20 protein-coding genes are annotated in these 17,341 nt (G+C 63.9%); 14 read left to right on the top strand and 6 right to left on the bottom strand.

Going from position 1 to position 17,341, the window contains the following annotated elements; genetic code table 11:
* Positions 1–76 precede the first annotated feature (76 nt).
* The 3 genes from JLZ96_RS22505 (at position 77) to JLZ96_RS22495 (ending at position 2,618) form a co-directional block, all read left to right on the top strand.
* The gene (locus tag JLZ96_RS22505; RefSeq protein ID WP_374758065.1) at positions 77–739 is read left to right on the top strand and encodes a DUF6636 domain-containing protein; all 663 of its coding nucleotides are present in this window, start codon (positions 77–79) and stop codon (positions 737–739) included.
* Complete coding sequence (locus JLZ96_RS22500; RefSeq protein WP_045841394.1) at positions 736–1,419, top strand: RNA methyltransferase; 684 nt, start codon at positions 736–738, stop codon at positions 1,417–1,419. Before JLZ96_RS22505 ends, JLZ96_RS22500 begins: the two co-directional genes overlap by 4 nt.
* 62 nt (positions 1,420–1,481) lie before the next feature.
* On the top strand, positions 1,482–2,618 hold the full coding sequence (locus JLZ96_RS22495; RefSeq protein ID WP_201011312.1) for a glycoside hydrolase family 76 protein: 1,137 nt from the start codon (positions 1,482–1,484) through the stop codon (positions 2,616–2,618).
* A gap of 84 nt (positions 2,619–2,702) precedes the next feature.
* Here the strand turns inward: JLZ96_RS22495 and JLZ96_RS22490 are convergent, their stop codons facing one another.
* Positions 2,703–3,368: a DedA family protein gene (locus tag JLZ96_RS22490; protein ID WP_027494304.1), complete on the bottom strand. Its 666-nt coding sequence runs from the start codon at positions 3,366–3,368 to the stop codon at positions 2,703–2,705.
* A gap of 73 nt (positions 3,369–3,441) precedes the next feature.
* A complete protein-coding gene (locus JLZ96_RS22485; RefSeq protein ID WP_370878752.1) occupies positions 3,442–4,182 on the bottom strand; it encodes a VTT domain-containing protein in 741 nt (246 codons plus the stop codon).
* Positions 4,183–4,367: 185 nt separating this feature from the next.
* Here JLZ96_RS22485 and fbaA point away from each other — a divergent pair, with 185 nt between their 5' ends.
* Positions 4,368–5,408 carry a class II fructose-bisphosphate aldolase gene (fbaA, locus tag JLZ96_RS22480; protein ID WP_027494302.1) on the top strand — a complete coding sequence of 347 codons (1,041 nt, stop codon included), beginning with the start codon at positions 4,368–4,370 and terminating at the stop codon, positions 5,406–5,408.
* 63 nt (positions 5,409–5,471) lie between these two features.
* On the opposite strand, the gene JLZ96_RS22475 is transcribed toward fbaA, so the two are convergent.
* Entirely contained in the window at positions 5,472–6,173 is a 702-nt protein-coding gene (locus tag JLZ96_RS22475; protein ID WP_156394450.1) for a hypothetical protein, read from the bottom strand.
* Between the two features lie 148 nt (positions 6,174–6,321).
* Here JLZ96_RS22475 and JLZ96_RS22470 point away from each other — a divergent pair, with 148 nt between their 5' ends.
* The 3 genes from JLZ96_RS22470 (at position 6,322) to JLZ96_RS22460 (ending at position 8,878) form a co-directional block, all read left to right on the top strand.
* A complete protein-coding gene (locus JLZ96_RS22470) occupies positions 6,322–6,738 on the top strand; it encodes a DUF3151 domain-containing protein (RefSeq protein WP_032391235.1) in 417 nt (138 codons plus the stop codon).
* A gap of 37 nt (positions 6,739–6,775) precedes the next feature.
* Complete coding sequence (locus JLZ96_RS22465; RefSeq protein WP_032371495.1) at positions 6,776–7,870, top strand: aromatic acid exporter family protein; 1,095 nt, start codon at positions 6,776–6,778, stop codon at positions 7,868–7,870.
* Between the two features lie 78 nt (positions 7,871–7,948).
* Complete coding sequence (locus JLZ96_RS22460; protein ID WP_027494299.1) at positions 7,949–8,878, top strand: cation diffusion facilitator family transporter; 930 nt, start codon at positions 7,949–7,951, stop codon at positions 8,876–8,878.
* On the opposite strand, the gene JLZ96_RS22455 is transcribed toward JLZ96_RS22460, so the two are convergent.
* The 3 genes from JLZ96_RS22455 to JLZ96_RS22445 all read right to left on the bottom strand — a co-directional run bounded on the left by JLZ96_RS22455 (position 8,868) and on the right by JLZ96_RS22445 (position 10,888).
* Positions 8,868–9,335 (bottom strand): pyridoxamine 5'-phosphate oxidase family protein, encoded by a 468-nt coding sequence (locus tag JLZ96_RS22455; RefSeq protein WP_032382205.1) that lies wholly within the window; start codon positions 9,333–9,335, stop codon positions 8,868–8,870. The genes JLZ96_RS22460 and JLZ96_RS22455 overlap by 11 nt on opposite strands.
* A 117-nt stretch (positions 9,336–9,452) precedes the next feature.
* Positions 9,453–10,226 (bottom strand): site-2 protease family protein, encoded by a 774-nt coding sequence (locus JLZ96_RS22450; protein ID WP_032364980.1) that lies wholly within the window; start codon positions 10,224–10,226, stop codon positions 9,453–9,455.
* Entirely contained in the window at positions 10,223–10,888 is a 666-nt protein-coding gene (locus JLZ96_RS22445; protein WP_052053266.1) for a hypothetical protein, read from the bottom strand. The genes JLZ96_RS22450 and JLZ96_RS22445 overlap by 4 nt, the downstream gene beginning before the upstream one ends.
* Before the next feature lie 203 nt (positions 10,889–11,091).
* On the opposite strand from JLZ96_RS22445, the gene JLZ96_RS22440 reads away from it, so the two are divergent.
* The 7 genes from JLZ96_RS22440 to JLZ96_RS22410 all read left to right on the top strand — a co-directional run bounded on the left by JLZ96_RS22440 (position 11,092) and on the right by JLZ96_RS22410 (position 17,297).
* The gene (locus tag JLZ96_RS22440; RefSeq protein ID WP_027494295.1) at positions 11,092–12,381 is read left to right on the top strand and encodes an adenylosuccinate synthase; all 1,290 of its coding nucleotides are present in this window, start codon (positions 11,092–11,094) and stop codon (positions 12,379–12,381) included.
* A gap of 431 nt (positions 12,382–12,812) precedes the next feature.
* Positions 12,813–13,367, top strand: a complete 555-nt coding sequence (locus tag JLZ96_RS22435) for an alternate-type signal peptide domain-containing protein (protein WP_057472654.1) — start codon at positions 12,813–12,815, stop codon at positions 13,365–13,367.
* 37 nt (positions 13,368–13,404) lie between these two features.
* On the top strand, positions 13,405–13,944 hold the full coding sequence (locus JLZ96_RS22430; RefSeq protein WP_235579902.1) for a hypothetical protein: 540 nt from the start codon (positions 13,405–13,407) through the stop codon (positions 13,942–13,944).
* Between the two features lie 11 nt (positions 13,945–13,955).
* Positions 13,956–14,579: a signal peptidase I gene (locus tag JLZ96_RS22425; RefSeq protein WP_201011311.1), complete on the top strand. Its 624-nt coding sequence runs from the start codon at positions 13,956–13,958 to the stop codon at positions 14,577–14,579.
* On the top strand, positions 14,576–15,085 hold the full coding sequence (locus JLZ96_RS22420; RefSeq protein ID WP_201011310.1) for a hypothetical protein: 510 nt from the start codon (positions 14,576–14,578) through the stop codon (positions 15,083–15,085). Before JLZ96_RS22425 ends, JLZ96_RS22420 begins: the two co-directional genes overlap by 4 nt.
* A complete protein-coding gene (locus JLZ96_RS22415) occupies positions 15,085–15,714 on the top strand; it encodes a SipW-dependent-type signal peptide-containing protein (protein ID WP_201011309.1) in 630 nt (209 codons plus the stop codon). The genes JLZ96_RS22420 and JLZ96_RS22415 overlap by 1 nt, the downstream gene beginning before the upstream one ends.
* A 2-nt stretch (positions 15,715–15,716) precedes the next feature.
* Positions 15,717–17,297 carry a signal peptidase I gene (locus tag JLZ96_RS22410; RefSeq protein WP_201011308.1) on the top strand — a complete coding sequence of 527 codons (1,581 nt, stop codon included), beginning with the start codon at positions 15,717–15,719 and terminating at the stop codon, positions 17,295–17,297.
* Positions 17,298–17,341: the final 44 nt, after the last annotated feature.

Here is a 17,341-nt window from a genome sequence, read left to right as displayed (position 1 = left end):
CGGACGATGCCGGCGCTGCGCCGGTATCGTCTGTCTTTCGAGCAGTAGGTGTCGAAAGGTGGGTCGGGTTTTCTTCATGCTGAGCACGGTGCGGTCGAGCAGGACAAGACAATTCGGGACAGTGCGATTCGGAACGGTGCGGGCGTGGGCGGTCGCGGTCGGGATCGGGTCGGCGCTCGTACTCACCGGCTGCAGTAGCGAGTCGGCTGCGCAAGCGCCGCCTCCGTCGTCGACCACCACCCCCGTGCCGACCACCACGACGACCGCACCGACCACGACTCCGCTGCCGGTGACGACCACGTCGGAAGCGCCGCCGCCCCCGCCGGTCGAACCACCCCCACCGGTCGCGGAGCCGCAGACGACGTATGCCGCGATCGGCGGGGCCTATTACTTCACTTCGCCCGACGGGCTGTTTCAATGCGGCATCGTGCCGCTGTCGAGTCGCACCGAGGCCGGGTGTCAAGGTACGACCACCCCGGTTCCGCCGCGGCCCGACGACTGCATGATCAACTGGGGCAACGGTATTCGCGTGACCAACGACGGTCCCGCGGCATTCATGTGTTCAGGGGGAGTGGTGTACACCTCGGGTGGCGAGTCGATGGATCCGCCGCTGGCTGTCGGTGCGACCATCGCCGAGGGTGGCTACACCTGTACCTCGGCCGAGAACGGTATCTCGTGCGCGAACGACGCCACCGGTCACGGATTCCGGATCGCGCCCGACAGTAACGAAATCTATTGAGCGAGAACGAGATCGACGGCCAACCGGCCGAAGCCGGTCCCACCGAATGGGGTGAGAACCCGAACGGCGTCGGCCCGTGGTCGGACACCCACGACGAGCCGCCGCCCGACGACCCGCGACTGGACCCCGAACTGCTCGCCGCCGGTGATCGACGCAATGTCGTCGACGCATATCGATACTGGCGACGCGAGGCCATAGTCGCCGACATCGACACGCGCCGTCATTCACTGCACGTCGCCATCGAGAACTTCGCGAACGACGCGAACATCGGCACGGTGGTGCGCACGGCCAACGCCTTCGCCGCGCAGGCGGTGCACATCGTCGGGCGGCGTCGATGGAACCGTCGCGGCGCGATGGTCACCGACCGGTACCAACACATTCACCACCACGATTCGGTGGAGGCGCTGATGGCGTTCGCCGAGGACCAGGGACTCGTCGTCGTCGCCGTCGACAACACCCCGGGCTCGGTGCCGATCGAAACGGCTGAATTGCCGCGCAACTGCCTGCTGCTGTTCGGTCAGGAGGGTCCCGGCGTCTCCGATAGCGCGCGGGAGTCCGCGTCCATGACGGTCTCGATCGCGCAATTCGGGTCGACACGCAGCATCAATGCCGGTGTTGCGGCCGGGATTGCGATGCACTCGTGGATTCGTCGCCACGCCGATCTCGATACCGCATGGTGAAGACAGGGCCTTACCAGGACGGGATGTAACGGTTCGGCAACGGTAGTGGCAGGATTGCGGGTATGCAGGAGTTGTGGTCGCAGCGTGCCGACGCTGCGGAGGGGGCCGTCGTCGCACGGCACATGCGTCGGCTGTGGGGACTGCCCGGTACGGCGCTCGGAGTCGTCGCGTGGCCGCCCATCAAGCATGAGCGTGCCTTCCTGCGCTGGCACTACTGGTGGCAGGCACATCTGCTCGACTGCGCAGTGGATGCCGCCGACCGCGAACTCACCACAAAACGTCGACGACGCCTGACGAAAATCACCCGCGCGCACCGCACCCGAAACCTCACCGGCTGGACCAACAACTACTACGACGACATGGCCTGGCTCGGGTTGGCTCTCGAACGTGCGCAGCGTCAGCACTTCGTCGGAAATCGCAGCGGCATCCAGCAGATCGAGATGGAACTGTTCGACGCCTGGGCTCCGGCCGAAGGCGGCGGCATCCCGTGGCGCAAGAAATCCGACTTCTACAACGCGCCTGCCAACGGCCCGGCCGCCATCATGCTCGCCCGCACCGGTCGGCTCTGGCGCGCCCAGGAGATGTCGGACTGGATGGACCGCACCCTGCGTGACTCGCGCACCGGATTGATCCTCGACGGTATGCACTCCACCCGCGCCCTCGTCGACGCGGGCAAGTCCGGCGAGGTCGAACGCGCGATCTACAGCTACTGCCAGGGCGTCGCACTCGGCCTGGAAACCGAACTCGCACTCCGCCTCGGCGAGCCTAGGCACGCGCAGCGCGTCCACGCGCTGGTCGACGCCGTCGAGAACCACCTCACCCGCAATCTCGTCATCACCGGCGGCGGCGGGGGAGACGGGGGCCTGTTCAACCCGATTCTCGCGCGCTACCTCGCATTGGTGGCCACCGAACTACCCGGCGACACCGACGCCGACGACCGTGCACGAGAGGTCGCGGCCGCAATCGTCCTCGCCTCGGCCGAGGCCGCATGGGAGAACAGACTCGAAGTGGAGGACAACCCACTGTTCGGTGCCGACTGGACCCGCGAAGCACGATTCCCGGGGCAGGGCCTGCACATCGCCACCTTCGCCGAGGGAACGGTCCGACCGTCCGAGGTGCCCGAACGCGACCTGTCCGTGCAACTCGGTGGCTGGATGCTCATGGAAGCGGCCTACCGCGTCTGTGCTGGTGGATTCTAGGTCGTTCCGCAGGCTGCACTCCCGCGGTTTCTAGGTCGTTCCGCAGGCTGCACTCCCGCGGATTCTAGGTCGTACCGGCTGGTCCTACTCGACAACCTCGTCGACGACGATCGTCTCTTCGGGACGCGCCATTTCCTTGCGGTATTGCCAGATACCCAGACCCGTCCCGACGACCAGCAGCACGATCATGCTGATCAGCACCGCGGGCATCAGCCACGGGATGCGCTGGATGAACGAGCCGAAGTAGAAGCCGACGAGCAGCAGCACCGGTGCCCAGATGATCGCGCCCAGAGTGCTGGCGATGGTGTAGCGACGGTGATCCATCTTCGCCGCCCCGGCGACCATCGGGCACAGCGTGCGCACCCACGGGATCCAACGCGCGACGAGAACCGCCCAGAATCCGTGCTTTTCCAGCAGCAGATTGACCTTGTGCAGGTTCTTGGTGTTGAGGTACTTGCCGTTCTTGCGGGCCACCAGCGTCGAACCGGTTCGGTGGCCGATCATGTATCCCACCTGGTTGCCCGCGATCGCCGCAACCATCGCACCGACCGAGAGAGCCCAGATGTGGCCGGTGCCCGACGCGTGCGTCGCCATGACGATGCCCGCCGTGATAAGCATCGAGTCGCCGGGTAGGAACAGGCCGATGATCACCGCGCATTCGATGAACACGAATGCCATCACGATCACCCACACGACCAGCGGACCCGCCGACTGCAGCGGTCCGAAACTGCCGACGGCCTCGGTGGACACGGTCTGCAGTGCGGTGGCGGTCAATGCTGTGGCGGTCAGTGACACGGGCTCGATCGCTTTCGGAATTTCTCGATCAGGACTTGGAGTCCGGGGCGTCGGCTTCGATCGCGTCGGCTGCTTCCCCGAGTGGAGTCTTGCGGGCCTTGATCATGCGCTTGCCGACCTCGATCACGATGGGCAGTACGGACACGGCGACGATCAGCAGGAAGATGATGTCGACGTGGTCGCGGATGAACGCGATCTGTCCGAGCAGGTACCCCAGAACCGTGACACCCGCGCCCCACAGGATGCCGCCGACGACGTTGTACGTCAGGAACAGCGAGTACTTCATGTGCGACGCACCGGCGACGACCGGCGCGAACGTCCGCACGATGGGTACGAATCTCGCCAGGATGATCGTGATCGGGCCGTGCTTCTCGAAGAAGACGTGCGACTCGTCGATGTACTTCTTCTTGAAGAATCGGGCGTCGTTCGTCTTGAACAGGGCGGCACCACCCTTGGTGCCGATGAGGAAACCGACCTGGTCACCGAGGATCGCCGCGATGGGAATCAGGATGACCAGCGTCCAGATGGACGCGAACGGCTCGATCTCGGTGGACTTCGACGCCGCGATCAGACCGGCTGTGAAGAGCAACGAGTCGCCGGGCAGCAGCGGGAACAGCAGGCCCGACTCGATGAACACCACCAGCAGCAGACCGATCAGGACCCAGTGACCGAAGGAATTGAGCAGGTTCACCGGATCGAGGAAACCGGGCAACAGGGCCAGATTCGTCGTCACCGATTCCGAAGCAGCAAGAAGACTCACCGCGCCCACACTACCGGCCGAAACCGGCAACTCCTGAACAGTCGGTGTCGGCCGACCGTGAACTCGATGGCCTGTTCGGCACCCCTCGACGGACAACCACCCGGGAGGGACGTGAGCGGGTACGCACGACACCGAGCCCGGAGGTTGCCATACTGCACAGGACACAATCGAACTTTCAATGGAGGAATGACGCCGTGCCTATCGCAACTCCCGAGGTCTACGCCGAGATGCTGGGCCGGGCGAAGGAACACAAGTTCGCCTTCCCGGCAATCAACTGTGTGGGTTCCGAGTCCATCAACGCCGCCATCAAAGGCTTCGCCGACGCGGGTAGCGACGGCATCATCCAGTTCTCGACCGGCGGCGCAGAATTCGGCTCCGGCCTGGGTGTGAAGAGCATGGTCACCGGCGCTGTCGCTCTCGCCGAGTTCGCCCACGTCGTGGCCGCCGAATACGACGTCACGATCGCGCTGCACACCGACCACTGCCCCAAGGACAAGCTGGACACCTACGTGCGTCCGCTGCTCGCGATCTCGCAGGAGCGCGTCGACGCCGGCAAGAACCCGCTGTTCCAGTCGCACATGTGGGACGGATCGGCCGTGCCGATCGACGAGAACCTGGAGATCGCGAAGGATCTGCTGGCCCGCGCTGCGGCCGCGAAGATCATCCTGGAGATCGAAATCGGCGTCGTCGGCGGAGAGGAAGACGGCGTCGAGGCAGAAATCAACGACAAGCTGTACACGTCGAACGAGGACTTCCTCAAGACCGTCGAGGCACTCGGTGCCGGAGACGCCGGCTCGCGCTACCTGCTGGCGGCGACGTTCGGCAACGTGCACGGCGTCTACAAGCCGGGCAACGTCAAGCTCAAGCCGTCCGTTCTCGCCGACGGTCAGCGTGTGGCCAGCGAGAAGCTCGGCCTGGCATCGGGCTCGAAGCCGTTCGACTTCGTCTTCCACGGCGGATCGGGCTCGGCGAAGAGCGAAATCGAAGAGGCGCTCGAGTACGGAACGGTGAAGATGAACGTCGACACCGACACCCAGTACGCATTCAGCCGCCCGATCGCCGGACACTTCTTCTCCAACTACGACGGTGTGCTCAAGATCGACGGCGAGGTGGGCAACAAGAAGGCCTACGACCCGCGCAGCTACCTCAAGAAGGCAGAAGCCGGAATGACGGCCCGTGTGATCGAGGCCTGCAACGACCTGAAGTCGGCCGGACGCAGCGTCAGCGCCGGATAAGCGGCTGCGCCCCATGTGAGCGGAACCTCGTAGCCCACTACGAAGTTCCACTCACATGGGTACTCAGCTGCACACCTTCCACTGATCGCCGTCGAGGCTCAGGTCGAAGGTGCGCGGCGAGCGATCGTTCGGGTTGGCGTCCGTGTGGGCGATGACCTGAGCGATCGCCGTGGTGTCGTCGGTGACCTGGATGGCGTCGATGCTGTCGACGGTCGGGATGTTGCCCTGCTCCACGGACACCCGATGCACGTCGGCGAACTCCGTGTCCGGGATGTCGCGATAGAACGTCGCCAGGTCTCCGCAGGACGTGCTGCGCAGCGTGGCCAGATCTCCAGCGGCCAGCGCCCTGGTGAACGACTCGACCGTCGTGCGAATCTGCGCTTCCGGGGAGTCTTCGACGCTCGTGCGGTCGATCAGCAGGTACGCACCGGCGGCCACTGCCGCGATCACGACTACCGCGGCCACCAGAGCCGCCCACCACTTCTTGTGACTCGGTTTGTTCGGTTCCGCAGCCGGCGGTCCGACGCGGCGTGGTCCGACCTGCTGCGGCCGAGCCTTCTGCGGTTCGATCTTTCTGGGCGCGATCTTCTTGGGCGTGATCTTCTGGGGCTCGGCTTTTCGAGGCGCAGCTACCGGCGAATCGGCTTCAGGTGCAGCGATCTTCTCGGTGGGGGCGTCCGTCGATTCGTCGGCCGGCTTCTTCTTGTTCAGGTCGATCTTGGTCGTGTCGGCCTCGGGGGTCGCATTGTTCTTCTCGTCCGACATGCGTTCTCCCTCGTTCACCGAATTCCTCGAAAGCTGTAAGTCCGAAATTTCGTCAGCTGGCAGCCTATCGACCGCGTGTGCAGCGCAGCGTGAGCGCCGCCGGGGGTGTTCGGACACGATTGGGTGACGTAGGGGCACAATGAGCGCCATGACTTCTTTCGGTGATCTGCTCGGACCTCAACCAACGCTGTTGCCCGGCGACGACGAGGCCGAATCCGCACTGCTGAATCACGATGCTCCCGAGACGGTTGCTGCGGCCCATCCGACGGCGTCGATCGCGTGGGCGTATCTCGCCGAGGCCGCTCTCGAATCGGGTGCCACCATCACCGCGTACGCCTATGCGCGTACCGGTTATCACCGAGGTCTGGACCAGTTGCGTCGTAACGGATGGAAGGGATTCGGGCCGGTCCCGTACAGCCATGAGCCCAACCGCGGATTCCTCCGATGCGTCGCAGTCCTCGCCAAAGCCGCCCGCGACATCGGCGAGCACGACGAGTACGCCCGCTGCCTCGACCTCCTCGAAGACTGTGATCCCAAAGCAGCGGAAGCGCTCGGCCTGGGCTGATCGGGCCCGCGCGAGCCGGGCGCGTGGCCGAACCCGGATGAAGGCGGGCACCGAGCGGCTGCGGTTGTCGTTGTTGCCCATCGTGCAGTGCGCGTTGGCGGCCGGGGTCGCGTGGTTCGTCGCTACGGACCTCGTCGGTCACGAACGTCCGTTCTTCGCGCCCATTGCGGCCGTCGTCTCGCTCGGTGTGTCCCTCGGGGCGCGGTTGCGCCGATCGGCCGAGCTGGTGGCCGGCGTGACGGTCGGCATCGGCGTCGGCGATCTGTTGATCTCCCTGATCGGCAGTGGGCCGTGGCAGATCGCGCTGGTGGTCGTGTTGGCGATGTCGGCTGCGGTGTTCCTCGACGGCGGCCCCATCATCGCGATGCAGGCCGGATCGTCCGCGGTGCTGGTGGCGACCCTCATTCCTCCTGGCAACATGGGTGGCCCCAACCGCATGGTCGACGCGTTGGTCGGTGGTCTGGTGGGCATCGCGATCGTGGCGTTGATTCCGACGCATCCGGTGTGGCGGGCGCGTAAGGATGCGGCGAACGTGTTGGCGACGGCGGCGAGTGTGTTGCAGAAGGTGGCCGACGGGTTGGTGGCCAACGACCCGAAGCCTATCGAGGATGCGTTGCGCAAGGCTCGGGCGACGCAGTCCGGAATCGATGCTCTGCGGACCGATCTCAAGGGCGGCCGGGAGATCGCGCGCATTTCTCCGATGTACTGGAATCATCGCACTCGGTTGGCGGCCCTGGCGGCGACAGCCGACCCCATCGACAACGCTGTTCGCAATATTCGGGTGCTGGCACGGCGGTCGTTGACCTTGGTGCGCGACGACGAAATTCTGGACCCGCGGGTGGTCGACGAGGTGGAGAAGCTGGCGCATGCGGTGGAAGTCCTACGTCAAATGATTCTCGCCGATCCGGGGCAGAAACCGGATGCGGCGGAGGCCGCGCGGGTGTTGCGGTCGGTCGCTGCCGGAGCGAAGCCGGAACTGATCTCGAACGCCGGGTTGTCGGCGACGGTGGTGCTCGCTCAGTTGCGGTCGATCATCGTCGATCTGTTGCAGGTCGCCGGGCTCAAGCGCATCTCTGCGTTGGCGACTCTGCCGCCGACGGTCAAGCATCCGCACGTCCCGCCGGAGTTGTGACCCGAGCACACCATTGCATATATGCGTATGTACGCATATGGTGACTGCCTGAAGTCGTTGCAGTCACGAGGGGGAGTCATGGGCGCGGGTCACGGACACAGCCACGGCGTGGGTGGTCATTCGCCCGACGGCGCGGGACCGCCCAGATCTCGGGTTCGCAAGATGATCGTGGCGTTGGCCGTTCTGGTGGTGTTCCTGGTGGTCGAGCTGACCGTCGCGCTGGCCATCGGCTCGCTCGGACTGCTCGCTGATGCCGGCCACATGCTCACCGACGTACTCGGGATGTCGATGGGCTTGATCGCTCTCGTCCTTGCACGAAAGGGAAGTGCCGCAGCGGCAAGGACATTCGGTTGGCACCGTGCCGAGGTGCTCACCGCGATCGCGAATGCTGTTCTGCTGCTGGGCGTTGCGGCGTTCATCATGTACGAGGCGATATCTCGCATCGGCGATGCGCCCGAGATTCCCGGTCTTCCGTTGATTCTCACCGCTGCGGCCGGTCTTGCCGCGAACATCGTCGTCATGATGCTCATCCGCGGCGATGCGAAGGACTCTCTCGCCGTTCGCGGTGCCTACATGGAGGTGCTGGCCGACGCCGTCGGCAGCGTCGGTGTGTTGGTGGGCGGTGTGCTCATGCTGGTGTTCGGGTGGACCTGGGTCGACATCGTCGTCGGCGTGCTCATCTCGCTGTGGGTGGTTCCGCGTGCGATCAAGCTCGCCGGGTCGGCACTGCGCATCCTCACTCAGGCGAGTCCTGCCGATGTCGACGTGGACGCGTTGACCGGCGATCTGAGCGCCCTTCCCGGAGTGACGGGAGTGCACGACCTGCATGTGTGGACCCTGACCACCGGAATGGACGTGGCCACCGTGCACCTGGAATGCGAGGGATCGTCGTCGATGGTGCTCGATCGCGCGCGCTCGCTGCTGTCGACCTACGGACTCGACCATGCCACCGTGCAGGTCGAGCCGACCGCACACGGCCGAACCTGCAAGGAAGAGCTCACCTGGTGACGGTGCGTACCTCGGTTCCCGGACGCCAGATGTCGATCTGCATGTGATCGTCCACCAGTGACGTCAGTACCACTTCGCCGATGTCGAGATCGAACACGTGGTACGGCACGAGTTCGCCGGGAGCCGCGTCGAATATCGGTTGCAGCACAGCAGGATCGGTGATCTCTGCGGCGATTCCGCTGATCTTTGCATCGCCGCCCTCCATCGAGTGGTGGCCGGGATTGCTGTGCAGTGCGAACCGGCCGTCGCGCTGAAGATCTCGCGCTTTAGCGGCACCGAGCATCGATCCGAGTCGCAGCACCCCGGTGTCCACGAACTCCACCTCGGTTCCACTGACGCGCGGTGAGCCGTCTGCCCGTAGTGTCGCGAGAACATGGTGCTTGTGCGCGGTGAATCGGGCCCGCACCGCGGACGCGAGAGTCGGAGCCGCTGCCGAGAATTCGTTCCACGTCGTCATGCGCACATTATGCGATCGACCACCGACAGTGTTGGGCAGGAATGCACGGAACCTGCCCGAACAGACGGAATATAGCCGATCGCGCTCGATATCGTGCACTCTTTCCCGCTGGACCTGTCAGATCCAGAATCGCATCAGGTAGTTGCCGTTGCCGGCGAAGTACTCGGGGACCCCCGACAATCCGAACAGTGTGTAGATCGCTCCGAAGAAGACGGCGTTGACGGCCGGCACGAAGAGCAACGCAACGAGGACGAGAATCCCGTATCCCTTGACCTGGTTCAGCGACGCTCGGGTGGTGGGTGAGAGCGAGGGTTCGAGGGCCGCGTAGCCGTCGAGTCCGGGCACCGGGATCAGGTTGAGGATCGTAGCCATGATCTGCAGAAACGCCAGAAAGCTGAGCCCGTACCAGAAGGCGGCGTTGGTGCCGTCGGTACCGAACAGCCTGATGACCACCAGAAGTGCCACGGCCACAACTGCATTGGCGAATGGGCCGGCCAGTGCGATGCGCCGTTGGGTCGACGCCGAGAACTGCCCGGTGCGCAGATAGACGGCACCGCCCGGCAGGCCGATCCCACCGATCGCGATGAACACCACCGGGAGAACGATGGACAGCAGCGGGTGTGTGTACTTCAGCGGGTTCAGGGTCAGGTAGCCGCGGAGCTCGACTTCGCGATCACCGGCTCGAAACGCGGTGTAGGCGTGGCCGAATTCGTGCAGGCAGACCGACGCGATCCACCCGGCGAGAACGAGCACGAACACTCCGATGCGCGCGGCGACGGACGTGACGTCGTCCGCCGTCCAGGCAAGGGCACCACCGATTCCGGCGATGGCGAGTACCGCGACGAAGATCGGACTGGGCAGGACGGGACCGCGCCGCACCGGAACGGTCATCGGACCAGCAACCACTCCTGATGGTGGCGGTAGAAGGTCGACCGCTTCACTGCCTTGCCGCCGGCGATGCCGTCGCGAGTCAGTTCGGCGGCGGGGGAGCCGAGTTGCATGGCGCGGCCGCTCACCCAGCGGCGCGGCAGAAATCGGCGACGGCCGACCACGCGTGCACGGAGGCCGGGCATGTCCGGGGTGGGAGCCACCTCGACTCCGGGCACGACGCCGGAGAACAACCGGGTGTCGTCGACATAGGCCTCGCCTTCGAGGTCGGTTCCGTCGGCACCGCCGAGCAGAGCCCTCCCGACGACGGCCTTGCCTGCATCGTCGCGGATGAGGGGTGTGCTCGACGCAGTGCCCGTCAAGGCGACCTTGGCGGCACGTGACCCGGTGCCCAGCTTGTAGATGTGAGCGGCATCGGTTGCGTTCTCCGGCACGAACGCGACTTCGACGTGCAGCCGTTCGGTGCGCATCAGGCGCGTCAGCAGCGCGGCGAGGGACGCATCATCGCCCAGGACGATGATGCGTGGCTCGGGGGCGGATTCGATGTCGGAGAAGATCGCGCTGCAATCGTCGTCGGTCGGTACTGCGTCGGCGTTGCGCAGTGGGACGTCGGTCAGCGTGATCGGCAGCAGCGGGTTGCCGCACTGCAGAACGAACGGTGTCACGGCGCTCCTAGATCTTCCGATGAATCCTCGTCACGACCATAGTGCCCTCGTTCGGCGTCGACCGTAGCGGCATGCGGGCCAGCTCACCGCCTCGGCTAGACTGTTCCCCCGGCCACTGTCGCGCCTGCGACGAATGGTGACTGCTGCATTCGCTCTAGTACATCTGCAGCACGTCCTTGCACGAAAGCAACGTAGGAGAGCACATGCCGGCGATAGTCCTGATCGGCGCCCAGTGGGGCGACGAAGGCAAAGGCAAAGCCACCGACCTGTTCGGCGAACGACTTCAGTGGGTGGTTCGCTACCAAGGCGGCAACAACGCCGGCCACACCGTCGTTCTTCCCAACGGCGACAAGTTCGCGCTGCACCTGATCCCGTCGGGAATTCTGACGCCGGGCGTCAAGAACGTCATCGGTAACGGTGTCGTCGTCGATCCGGGTGTGCTGCTCACCGAGCTCGACGGCCTCGAGAAGCGCGATGTCGATACGTCGAACCTGCTGCTCAGCGCCGATGCGCACCTGATCATGCCGTACCACGTGGCCATCGACAAGGTCACCGAGCGCTTCCTCGGAGCCAAGAAGATCGGCACCACCGGGCGCGGCATCGGCCCGTGCTACCAGGACAAGCTCGCCCGCGTCGGAGTGCGTGCGGCGGATGTGCTCGATGAGAAGATCCTGACTCAAAAGGTCGAGGCTGCACTGGAATTCAAGAACCAGGTGCTCTCGAAGATCTACAACCGCCGGGCGTTGGACCCACAGCAGGTCGTCGACGAGGTGCTCGAGCAGGCCGAAGGTTTCAAGCACCGCATCACCGATACGCGCCTGCAGCTCAACCTAGCGCTCGAGCGCGGCGACACGATTCTGCTCGAGGGATCGCAGGGCACGTTGCTCGACGTCGACCACGGCACCTATCCGTACGTGACGTCGTCGAACCCGACGGCAGGCGGTGCGTCCGTCGGCTCCGGCATCGGCCCGAACAAGATCACCACGGTCCTCGGCATCCTCAAGGCCTACACGACGCGTGTCGGTTCGGGTCCGTTCCCGACCGAGCTGTTCGACAACCACGGTGAGTACCTGGCCAAGCAGGGCGGCGAGGTGGGCGTCACCACCGGTCGTGCCCGACGTACGGGCTGGTTCGACGCGGTCATCGCTCGGTACGCCACCCGCGTCAACGGCATCACCGACTACTTCCTGACCAAGCTCGACGTGCTGTCCAGTCTGGATACCGTCCCCATCTGCGTCGCCTACGACGTCGACGGCGTCCGTCACGACGAAATGCCGATGACGCAGACCGGTTTCCACCATGCGAAGCCGATCTACGAAGAGATGCCCGGTTGGTGGGAAGACATCTCCGGTGCCCGGACATTCGAGGAACTGCCGATCAACGCGCAGAACTACGTCCTGCGTCTCGAGGAACTGTCGGGCGCGTACATGTCGTGCATCGGTGTGGGACCGGGCCGCGACGAAACCATCGTCCGTCGAGACATCCTGCGGTAGCCGAACCCGTTATCGAAAAGCCCCGAGGCGCACTGCCTCGGGGCTTTTTGCTGTCTTCCTGCGGTCCGAAGCCACTGAATTCGCCGATCGGGACAAAGAAACTTCAGGTCGGATTTCGCGCTGAACCGCCGACGTCTCTTCGGGTTCAGGCCACTGTCCAGACGTGGCGTGAAGTCCGATTCGGCCGATTCCGGAAACGTTTCATCTTTACAGTCGTGTTGTAGATGTAACTGCCCGTATTGAGTCGGTCCACAAAATCGGGCATAAGAAAACTCTCGGACTTTTATCCCAATAGGGGTAACAGACCGCCCGGTTTAGGAGAAACAATGATCGACGCACCCTGTTGCGCAGCCCTTTTGACACAAGGGGCACCGACCCGTTGGGGTCCTCAACAGCCCTCTTCGTCAGGGCCACCGAAGAAAGTTGAAACAATGAACAAGGCAACCAAAGGCGCTGTAGCGGCGGGCGCGGCGGCGGTTCTGCTGCTCGGCGGTTTGGGATCCTATGCACTGTGGAGCGATCAGGAGACCTTGGGCGGAGGGACCATCACGTCCGGTGATCTCAGCCTGGCCCCTGTTGCCACTCCCGCGCCTCAGTGGCGAGATGTCTCCCCGGATGTTGCCGGAAACCCGAAAGTGATCGACCCTGCTACGTTCCTGATCGTGCCTGGTGACATCGTCGAGTACACGGCAAGTTTCACCATTCAGGCCAGCGGTAACAACCTACTCGCCGACCTCAGCGCCGATACCTCTGCCATCACCGGCGACGCGTTGCTGCGATCGAAGATCACCACCTCTGTCACGGCCACCTCGGGTAGTACGACGCTGCCGACCACCGGTGCCAAGACTCGGATCACTTCAGCGGACCAGAACGTCGCGGTCAGCGTCAGATTCACCTTCGACCCGGGCACTGAGAATCAGGACGCACAAAACCAGTCCATCAACCTCGCAGCCTTTGCTCTGAAGCTCGAGCAGTCTCGAACCTGAGCCGAAGTTCGACTTGAAGCACGCACGATACTGGGCGTTGGCAGCCGCGTCCGTCCTTGTGGTGATCTTCGGATCGGCGCAGGCGACGGGCGCGCTGTGGCGCGATCGAGAAACCCTGGGCGGCGGCACCATTCGGTCCGGCACGCTCGACATCAAAGTTGGAACGTCGGGTGCTGAGGTGAACGACTTCTTGTATCAACTTCCCACAATCCTGGGAGCTACCAACATTGGTCCAGGGGGCTACTCGCAGGCCCCACTCTCGGTGCGTAACAGCGGAACTGTGCCGATGAGATACAGGTTGAACAGCACTTCTCAGACTGGTTCGCTGAACTTCACCCTCACCGCGTCGAAAGTCACCGCAGTGACGAACTGCCCGGCCATCGGCGTGCCGTCGGGCACTGTCGAGGCTCTCTACAATGGTCCATTCACTGGAGCCCAGGCGCCGGCGAGCCCCGCTTTTCGCCAACTCGGAGTCGGGCTTGCTGAAGTTCTCTGCCTTCGAATGACGCTGTTGGACAGCTCTACTCAAAGTTCGTCCTCGCAGGTGAAGTTCTCGTTTCTGGCGCAGTCGCGATGACACATCGACCGATGGACAACTCGAGTCGACTCGACGACGTGACGGAGGAATGTGCAGTCGTCGACGTGACGGGCGCGACCGACGACCAAGAGCACGCCGGGCTGTGGTGGTGGATCAAGCGCGCGGCGTCCTACCTGTTGCTGTTCGCAGTGCTGGCGATATTGCTGGCTGCCGTTGTGATTCCGCGTATCTCCGGTGCGATGCCGTACACGATTCTCACCAGTTCGATGAAACCGAGCTATCCGCCGGGAACGATGGTGGTGATCGAGACCGTCGATCCGGCCGAACTAGGAGTCGGTTCGGTGATCACCTATCAGCTCGAGTCCGGCAAGCCGGACGTGGTGACACACCGCATTGTTGCCACCGAGAGAAGCGGCACCGGTGAACTGCGATTCATAACCCGCGGTGACAACAACGGGGTGGCCGACGAGATTCCGGTGCGTCCGGAACAGATCCGCGGAGAGCTTTGGTACGCAGTTCCTTTCATGGGCTACGTCAGTCGATGGATGACGGGTGAGCAACGAAAGTACGCCGTCGCTGCAGTGGTGGTCGTTCTGGCTGGTTACGCACTGTTCATGTTCGCCGGTGCCGCCGTCGATCATCGTAAGAAACGGAAGGAGCCCACTGCGCCATGACGAACAATGCAGTTGTGGTCAGCGCCGCTGGAGCTGCGTTCCTTGCGATCATTGTGCTGATCGGGGCCGGTCCCGCGCGGCCGGTTCAATTGGTCACTTACAGCACCGACGGTCGGCTGTGGCTGCAGAGCCTGGCCGAGCCCCTGGTGGACAAGGATGTGCGGTGGGTGCCGGGCGACAGCCGGACGTCGGAGTTTCACGTTCACAACGGCACCGATAGAGACGGACGACTTCAGGTGATCGTGGACAGCGATGATTCGGCTTTTGCCCGCGCGCTGAGCGTGTCCATTGCCGGCCGAGCCTTCGGAGCCTGCGCACCGGTCGATGTATCCGCAGGTGAACAGAAGCGGATCGATGCAACGATCACCATGGCCGATACGGCCGGAAACGATACTCGAACCTCCTCTGCCGAAATCGATCTCTTTCTTCGGTGGAGTGACGGCACCAGCTCTGCGTGCTCGGATTTCGCAAGCCGAGGGCCCGATCAGGAAGGGGCACAGCCCTGATGGCGCGACATCACGTCACAGTCGGATTCGCGGTGGTACTCCGCCGGATCGGTGCTGCGCTGATCAGCGCGCGGGCCCGAGCCATCATGTCGATCGGTATCGTGCTTGGACTTGGGGCAGTGGGAACCCTTGCTGCATGGTCGGATACGGCAACGGTAACGTCGGGCACCTTCACCACGGGCAAGCTCGACATCAAGGTCGGCAATCCTGCGGTGGACAACAATCCGACCGATTTTTCGACGTCGTTGACGAAGACTGCCATGTTCCCAGGCGATACGGTCGCAGCTGGGCTGTTGGTCACCAACGCAACAGGTTCTGTGGCGAACACTTACACGATTTCGGTTGTCTCGACCAACTCGACCTTGGGCGGCGTGCTGAATTCGTCGGTGTACACCGGATCGCCGTCCGCCGGGGTATGCACGGGCACGCTGCTGAGTACTGTGACCGGCCTCGGCACCTCGAAGCTGTTCCAGCAGACCACACCGACGGTCGGTAACTTGACTCGGTCTTTGCCGTTGAACGGCCAGGACCAGCTGTGTATTTCGGTCACAATGCCGTCGACGGCCACCTCGCCGTCCGCTGTCCAATCGGGCACCATCACCTACACACTGACCGCGACATCGGTGTAGACATGGTCGCCGACGACAGTGTGGTTGCGCCGAACAGCAGAGCCCGCATTCTCCGTGAAGTCGCTCTCAGTGCAGGGGCGTTGGTGGGTTTGGTGTGCGTTCTCTTCGCCCTGGCAGCAGTGTTCTTCGGGATCACCCCGCTCATCTTCAGATCCGGATCCATGTCGCCCGCGATCGACACAGGCGCGTTGGCTCTGAGCAAGAAGACACCCGCCGACGAGATCCAGATCGGTGACATCGTCAACGTCACCAATGCAGGTGGCAGCAGCATCACACACCGCGTTGTCGACATCGGTGCGGTCGGAACCGACAGCGTTCAGCTGTCTCTCAAGGGCGACGCCAATGCAGACCCTGACGTCGAGTCGTACATCGTGTCCGACGCTCGACGCGTCTTCTTCAGCGTCGATAAACTCGGCTATGCGGTCGCGTGGCTGAGCGGACCGATCGCGGTTTTCCTGGGCGGCATCGCCGTGGGCGTGTTGCTGATGTTGGCGTGGAGACCGCGCGGGGAGCGCTCCGCAGGCAACCGGCCGTCCGAGGCATCCGAAACACCGCCTGGACGGCACAGCAGGTCGCCCCTGCCGGTGATGCTTGCCATCGCATGCGTAGGTGCTGTGGCGATCACGGCATCGAACACTCCGACGACGCTCGCTGCAGGCACAGATACAGCCACCGCGACGAGCGGCAGCTTCACCACCGGACTGATACCCGCACCAGGCCCCCTCGGCTGCACCAACAAAACGAGGTCGCTTCTCGGCATCGGGTTGCTGCCGTACGTCACGCTGTCGTGGGCCACGGCCGGTGCCGGCTATACCTACCGCCTGACTCTCACCAAGTCGGGATCGGCGGACATCGTGATCCCGATCAGTACCACCGTCGCGACGGGGAACATCACCCACGACGTGGAAAACGGTGCAATTCTCAACCTTGCGCCCCTCACCGGAACGTATACGGCTCGCGTACAGGCGGTGTCCGGGACGCGCCTGTCAGCTCCCAGTGCAACGTTCACGATCGACTTCAGTGCGGTCATTGTGCTGTTGCCCTCCGCGGTGTGTGGAGTCGCGGGTTCGGCAGGCGTTGCAGCTCGAAGCGCGCCCGCAGCGGCGGCGACCACCACAGAATCGTTACCACCGGTTGCGTCGACAACGACTGTTCCCCCGACAACGACGACCACGGCTCCCCCGACCACGACGTCGACAGTTCCGCCGACCACGACGACAACCACAGTTCCCGCGCCGCCGCCGGTACCACCGACCACTACGTCCACCCCTCCGGCTCCCGCTCCTCTGTCCGCCCCGGTGACCTCGCCGTCTGGTGCGGCGACTGCTCAGGTTGTCGACATCGACGGCTCTCCGACGCTGCAGATCGTCGACACCGCAGGCAATGTTCAGTACAGCGCTCCCGCTACCTCCAGCGAGGCGTACGGCTATGGCGTCAACTGGTCGGCCGGGGATCAGTTGTGGTTGCTCGGTCCGAATCAGTTGGTTCGGCTGGACGCGTCGGGTGGAAGCTGGTCTCGAACGGTGGTCGACCCCGCAGCGACGGATGACGTCCCCGCCGAAATTCTCGCCCTTCTGCAATAGCGGAGACGCCACATATATCTCCGAATCGAAGTGCGCGTCTACGA

Origin of the sequence: Rhodococcus sp. NKCM2511, assembly GCF_014905595.1 — a bacterium.
GTDB lineage: Bacteria > Actinomycetota > Actinomycetes > Mycobacteriales > Mycobacteriaceae > Rhodococcoides > Rhodococcoides fascians.
This window is presented reverse-complemented; position numbering and strand designations above follow the sequence as displayed.

What these genes read in the sequence shown, in the direction of transcription:
- JLZ96_RS22505 (WP_374758065.1), top strand. Translation starts at nt 77, where the DNA reads ATGCTGAGCACGGTGCGGTCGAGCAGGACAAGACAATTCGGGACAGTG.
- JLZ96_RS22495 (WP_201011312.1), top strand. Translation starts at nt 1,482, where the DNA reads ATGCAGGAGTTGTGGTCGCAGCGTGCCGACGCTGCGGAGGGGGCCGTC.
- JLZ96_RS22475 (WP_156394450.1), bottom strand. Translation starts at nt 6,173, where the DNA reads ATGTCGGACGAGAAGAACAATGCGACCCCCGAGGCCGACACGACCAAG.
- JLZ96_RS22470 (WP_032391235.1), top strand. Translation starts at nt 6,322, where the DNA reads ATGACTTCTTTCGGTGATCTGCTCGGACCTCAACCAACGCTGTTGCCC.
- JLZ96_RS22465 (WP_032371495.1), top strand. Translation starts at nt 6,776, where the DNA reads ATGAAGGCGGGCACCGAGCGGCTGCGGTTGTCGTTGTTGCCCATCGTG.
- JLZ96_RS22460 (WP_027494299.1), top strand. Translation starts at nt 7,949, where the DNA reads ATGGGCGCGGGTCACGGACACAGCCACGGCGTGGGTGGTCATTCGCCC.
- JLZ96_RS22455 (WP_032382205.1), bottom strand. Translation starts at nt 9,335, where the DNA reads ATGACGACGTGGAACGAATTCTCGGCAGCGGCTCCGACTCTCGCGTCC.
- JLZ96_RS22450 (WP_032364980.1), bottom strand. Translation starts at nt 10,226, where the DNA reads ATGACCGTTCCGGTGCGGCGCGGTCCCGTCCTGCCCAGTCCGATCTTC.
- JLZ96_RS22440 (WP_027494295.1), top strand. Translation starts at nt 11,092, where the DNA reads ATGCCGGCGATAGTCCTGATCGGCGCCCAGTGGGGCGACGAAGGCAAA.
- JLZ96_RS22435 (WP_057472654.1), top strand. Translation starts at nt 12,813, where the DNA reads ATGAACAAGGCAACCAAAGGCGCTGTAGCGGCGGGCGCGGCGGCGGTT.
- JLZ96_RS22425 (WP_201011311.1), top strand. Translation starts at nt 13,956, where the DNA reads ATGGACAACTCGAGTCGACTCGACGACGTGACGGAGGAATGTGCAGTC.
- JLZ96_RS22420 (WP_201011310.1), top strand. Translation starts at nt 14,576, where the DNA reads ATGACGAACAATGCAGTTGTGGTCAGCGCCGCTGGAGCTGCGTTCCTT.
- JLZ96_RS22415 (WP_201011309.1), top strand. Translation starts at nt 15,085, where the DNA reads ATGGCGCGACATCACGTCACAGTCGGATTCGCGGTGGTACTCCGCCGG.
- JLZ96_RS22410 (WP_201011308.1), top strand. Translation starts at nt 15,717, where the DNA reads ATGGTCGCCGACGACAGTGTGGTTGCGCCGAACAGCAGAGCCCGCATT.